Origin of the sequence: Flavobacterium sp., assembly GCF_031537875.1 — a bacterium.
Classification (GTDB): Bacteria; Bacteroidota; Bacteroidia; order Flavobacteriales; family Flavobacteriaceae; genus Flavobacterium.
Window position 1 is genome coordinate 28,220 of the sequence record NZ_JAVKNB010000017.1, and the last position, 6,594, is coordinate 34,813.

General features: G+C 41.2%; 1 protein-coding gene (running past one end of the window). It reads left to right on the plus strand.

Going from position 1 to position 6,594, the window contains the following annotated elements; all coding sequences use genetic code 11:
• Positions 1-6,594 carry part of the coding region annotated (locus RMR09_RS11350) for an Ig-like domain-containing protein (protein WP_310595919.1) on the plus strand (this coding region is incomplete at its 3' end). 20,778 nt of the annotated region lie to the left of the window's left edge, so 6,594 of the 27,372 annotated nt are shown.

A 6,594-nucleotide genomic window follows, 5' to 3' on the forward strand; every position in this document is an offset into this window, starting at 1 on the left:
CAAACGGCTAGTATCCCTAGTGTTGGTACAATTAGAGTAAACACAGATGGGACTTATGTTTTCACTCCCGGAGCCAATTATAACGGCGTGGTGCCAACAATTGGATACAAAGTATCTGATGGAGCAACGATTGTGAATAGTTCGTTAAGTGTTGTTGTAACAGCAGTTAATGACGTTCCGGTTGTAACAAATGAAACGATTACAACCCCACAAAACACAACGGCTACAGCGAACGTTTTAACTAATGATAATGATGTTGATGGCGACACTTTGAGCGTAACACAATTTACGGTGAACGGCCTGACAGGTGTATTTACAGCGGGTCAAACGGCTACCATTCCAAATGTAGGCTCTCTCGTTATGAATGTAGATGGAACGTATGTTTTCATCCCCGTAACTAATTATTATGGTAGTGTGCCAGCTGTTTCGTATACTGTTAGTGATGGTAGTGGCGGAACCACAATAGGCGTATTAAATCTTTCAGTTACTGCGGTAGATTCAGATGGCGATGGTGTAATGGATTTCCAAGAAGCTATCGATGGAACTTCTTCAACAAACGCTTGTTCATTTAAAACCACCTCTCAGGCAATAACGCCAAGTTTAGCATGGCAAAATGCAGATTGTGATGGTGATGGAACAAGAAACGGAAATGATTCGGCGCCATTAAATGCTTGTTTGGGAGGATCAGGAATTCAAGATACCACAAATGCGTTATGGTTAGCTGCTGATTGCGACAGCGACGGAGAAACCAATGGTACAGAAACAACTAATGGTACAAACCTGTCTAATGCATGTAGTTTTACAGTAGCGCCTACCAATTCAAGTCCAGCCTATGCTACATGGGCTGCCATAGATTGTGATGGAGACGGAACACTTAATGGATCCGATTCGGCGCCATTAAACCCATGTGTAGGAGGTACAGGAACTGCAATTACAACTAATTTAATTTGGAGAGCAGCAGATTGTGACAATGATGGAGAAACCAATGGAGTTGAAACTGCCAACGGTACTAATCCAAGTAATGCTTGTAGCTATACTTCTCCACCATCTTCTTCAAGTCCAGGATATGCCACATGGGCAGCTTTGGATTGTGATGGAGATGGAACAATAAATGGTTCTGATTTGGCCCCTTTAAATCCATGTGTTGGAGGATCTGGAACTCCAGTTACGTCTAATACCCTCTGGAGAGCGGCAGATTGTGATGGTGATGGTGAAAATAATGGGGTAGAAACCACCAATGGAACTAATCCAAATAATGCCTGTAGCTACACAACAGCACCAACTAATTCAAGTTCAGCATATACTTCATGGGCTGTCTTGGATTGTGATGGCGACGGAACACAAAATGGATCCGATGCAGCACCGTTAAATTCGTGCATAGGAGGTTCAGTAAATTTAAATAAGACTAACGCCATTTGGCTGGCATCAGATTGTGATGGAGATGGCGAAACCAATGCTATTGAAACGGCTAACAATACGGACCCTAACGACTCATGTAGTTATACTAGTGTACCGGCAAGCGGGACAGCAGCATATACTGCTTGGTCAGCTAGAGATTGTGATGGCGACGGTGTAACTAATTTAAAAGAAACTCAAAACGGAACCGACCCATTATCACCATGTGATTTTGTTTTGGCAAATCAAACGCTTACACCAAGTACATTCTGGAATGCTGCTGATTGTGATAATGATGGGTTGACCAACGCACAAGAGCTTACAGCAGGAAGTAATCCATTAAATGCTGATTCAGACGGTGATGGAGTTAAAGATGGAAAAGAAGTTGTTGACGGAACAAGTCCAATTAACAACTGCCAATTTAAATTAACTAGTCAAACCTTGACTCCAAACACAGCTTGGAATACAGCTGATTGTGATAGTGATGGATTGACTAATGCACAAGAGATTGTAGCAGGAACTATTCCTTTAAATGCTGATTCCGACGGCGATGGAGTTAAAGATGGTACTGAAGTTGCCGATAATACCAATCCTACTAACTCCTGTCAGTTTGTTGTTGCGCATCAAACCTTGACACCCAATTCAGCTTGGAATGCAGCTGATTGTGATAATGATGGATTGACTAATGCGCAAGAAATAACAGCAGGTACTACTACATTGAATGCTGATTCCGATGGCGATGGTGTAAAAGATGGAACGGAAGTTGCTAATGGAACAAGTCCAACTAACAATTGTCAATTTGTATTGGCAAACCAAACTTTGACACCAAATGCAGCTTGGAATGCAGCTGATTGTGATAGCGATGGTCTTACAAATGCACAAGAAATAGCTAATCTAGCCAATCCGTTACATCCAGATACCGATGGTGATGGAGTCAAAGATGGTACTGAAATCTCAGACAACACAAGTGCGACTAATCCGTGTCAATATATAATTGCTCATGTAACAGTAACACCTAGTTCAGCTTGGAATGCAGCTGATTGTGACAATGATGGTTTGACTAATAGTCAAGAAATTACAGCTGGAGCAAATCCATTAAATGCTGATTCCGATGGTGACGGAGTTATTGACGGCACTGAAGTAACAAATGGAACAAGTCCAACTAATAATTGTCAATTTGTATTGGCAAACCAAACCTTGTCACCAAGTTCAGCGTGGAATGCAGCAGATTGTGATAGTGATGGATTAACGAATGCGCAAGAAATCGCAGCAAGAACTAATCCGTTAAGTCAAGATACAGACGGAGATGGGGTAAAAGACAGTACAGAATTAACTGATAGTACAGATCCAATAGATCCTTGTCAGTTCGTTTTGGCTCATGTAACTTTAACACCATCTACTGCTTGGAACACTTCTGATTGTGATAATGACGGATTGACTAATGCCCAAGAATTAGTTGCAGGAACTAATCCGTTAACATCGGATTCTGATGGAGATGGTGTCATCGATGGGACAGAAGTAACGAATGGAACAAGTCCAACAAACAATTGCCAATATCTGGTAGCAAGTCAAACTCTTTCGCCAAATTCAACTTGGAATTCGGCAGATTGTGATAGTGATGGATTGTCCAATGCTCAAGAATTGGTTTCAGGTACAGGAACGCTTATTGCAGATTCTGATGGTGATGGTGTAAAAGATGGAACTGAGGTTACTGATGGAACGAGTCCAATAAATTCATGCGAGTTTAATACTGCTCATCAAACGCTTACACCTAATTCAGCATGGAATTCGGCAGATTGTGATGGAGACGGTGTGACTAATGGAATGGAAAAATTGAATAATACTAGTCCATTAAACAGCTGCGATTTTGTATTGGCAAATCAAACTTTGAGTCCAAATGCAGCATGGAATGCAGCAGATTGTGATGGGGATGGTGTAATCAATGCAACAGAAATTGCTGATAATACTAGTCCAACTAATGGATGCGAATTCTTATTAGCACATCAGACAGCAACAACAAGTTCAGTTTGGAATGCAGCCGATTGTGATAATGACGGTACCACAAATGGAACGGATACAGCACCATTAAATCCGTGTATCCCAATTGTAGCAGCTCCAACATTGAGCGCAAATGCTACATCGGTTTGTGCAGGAACTGCAGTTACTATAACAAGTAGTGCAACTACAGGAAATCAATGGTACAACAATGGACAAATAATTGCTGGAGCTACTTCACGTACGTACACCACTTCATTATCAGGCAATTTTACGGTGAAACAAACTACGGCTATAGGATGTTTATCTGCCGAAAGTAACCCACAAACTATAACCGTAAATGCTATTCCAACCGCACAAATTGTTCAGGGAGCACAGTTAGCATTTTCTAATTGTAGCACGAGTTCAATTACGTTAACTGCAACCACTTCAGCAGCAAGCCCTAGCTATCAATGGCAACAAAAGAATGGTTCGGGACTATTTCAAAATATAGTTACTAATGGTACATCTGCTACTTATCAAGCAAGCACAGCTGGAACCTATCAAGTAATTATCACTGAAAAAACTTGTACTGCAACCTCTACAGCAACTACCTTGGTAAGCGTACCTTCGGTTTCGGCAGGAGGGTCTACACAAGTATGTCAAGGAGGATCTATTGATTTATCGGCTAATGCAAGTGCTTATACTAATCCAACTTACCAATGGCAATTGGATACCGGTTCAGGTTTCAGTTCAATTGCAACAGGAGGTACAAATGCTAATTATGCTGCCACAATAACCGGAAATTATAGAGTTCAAATTACCGATGGTAGTTTGGTGTCTACATCTTGTCCGATAGCCATTACGGTAAATGCATTACCGGTGGTTAGTATTAGCAGTGCTCCATCAAGTAGTATTTGTGCTGGATCATCTGCGGTACTTTCAGTGAATGCTAATGGTTCAAACAATACCTACCAATGGCAAATAGAAGGAGTAAATATTGCAGGAGCAACTACTGCTAATTACACAACAACAATGTCTGGAGACTATTCGATTGTAGTGACTAACTCAAGCGGATGTCAAAGCACAGCCCTGGAGGCAGTAACTGTAAACGTATTGCCTCAGTCTCCGCAACTTTCGGCTGTTCAGCCTAGTTGTAGTGTGGCTACAGGGACGGTAACCATAACTAGTCCGCTCACAACAGGAATGACTTATAGTATTGATGGAACCGATTACAGTAATACAACAGGCATTTTTACAGGATTAGCGGCAGCTACATACAATGTATCGGTCAAAGACACGAATGCTTGTGTAAGTGGAAATACAAGTGTCACCATTGTACCACAGCCTGCAACCCCAGCTCAACCGGGAACGATAAATGGTTCTGTTTTCCCAATTCTAGGAACAACACAAACATATACTGTTAGCGCTGTTTCTGGAGCAACTTCGTACACTTGGACTTTACCAAACGGTTGGATAGGATCTTCATATACCAATACAATTTCGGTTGTGGTTGGTACAAATGCAGGGGTTATTTCGGTAAAAGCAAATGGTAACATTTGTTCTGGACCTTTAAGAAGTCTAAATGTTCAAGTAGATCAAGATTCGGATGGTGACGGTGTTTCTGATGCTAACGAAACGGCTGATGGAACTGCTCCTTCAGATTATTGTGATTACAATAGTGCAAATCGAACTTTTACACCAACGACTGCTTGGTATTCAGCAGATTGTGATGGAGATGGATTGTCAAATAGTCAAGAAATAACACTTGGAACAAATTTATTAAACGCTGATTCAGATGGTGATGGTAATCCAGACAATAACGATTCAAATCCATTGACTGCAGTGGTTACTAATGACACGGCATCAGCAGTTTTTGGCACTCCGTTAGAATTTAATGTATTGGCCAATGATGATTTCTTAGTGAATGATGGCAATACGATTACTCAAACAGGAGGTACCGCACAAGGGACAGTAGGTTTTGATCCGGTAACAGGAAAATTAACGTATAGCGCTACGGCAACCGAAGTAGGCACAACAGTAACGATAGTGTACCAAGTTTGCCAAGGCAATGTTTGTGCTACTGCAATGGTATCAATTGCCGTTCAATCCCAACCAATAAATGGAAATCCTGATACCATATCAAATATAAATGGAATAACTGGAAATGCCAATGCTGGCAATGTCTTAACGAACGATACTTTAAATGGAGTTGCTGTAAACGCTTCGGTAGTAACTATTACAGTAACTACAGCTGCTGTTGCTATCAACGGTGGAGCTGTTCCAAGTATTGATACAGCAACGGGACAAGTAAGTGTACCTGCAAATACACCAGCAGGAACCTATACAATTACATATCAAGTATGCGAAACAATTGATCCAAACAATTGTGATACAGAAACAATTACAATTCGTGTTTTCGCTAATGTTTTAACTGTTAATAATGAAACCATTTCTAATGTTAATGGAGTAACTGGTAACGCTAATGCCGGCAATATACTAACGAACGACACTTTAAATGGTGTTGCTGTAAATGCTACGGATCTCACGGTTACAGTAACTACAGCTGCTATTGCAATTAATGGAGGCGCTGTTCCAAGTATCAATACAGCATCAGGACAAGTAAGTGTACCCGCTAATACACCGGCAGGAACCTATACAATTACATATCAAGTTTGCGAAACAATCAATCCAACCAATTGTGGAACGGAAACAATTACTTTAGTTGTTGGTCCATGCGAAAACTTCCCGGTTAACGACTGCGATAATGACGGTTTGACTAATGCCCAAGAGGTAGCGGCAGGGACTAATTCATTAAGTGCTGATTCCGATGGTGATGGAGTTAAAGATGGTACAGAAATCGCAGACAATACAAGTCCAACAAACACCTGTGATTTTGTATTAGCAAATCAAACACTAGTACCAACGGCTTCTTGGAACACTTCAGACTGTGATAGTGATGGGGTAACTAATGGTCAAGAAGTAGCAGCAGGTACTAATCCATTAAGTGCTGATTCAGATGGAGATGGTAATCCAGACAACACTGACCCACATCCATTGACTGCAGTGGTTACTAATGACACGGCATCAGCAGTTTTTGGCACTCCGTTAGAATTTAATGTATTGGCCAATGATGATTTCTTAGTGAATGATGGCAATACGATTACCCAAACAGGCGGCACTGCACAAGGGACAGTACGTTTTGATCCAGTAACAGGCAAATTA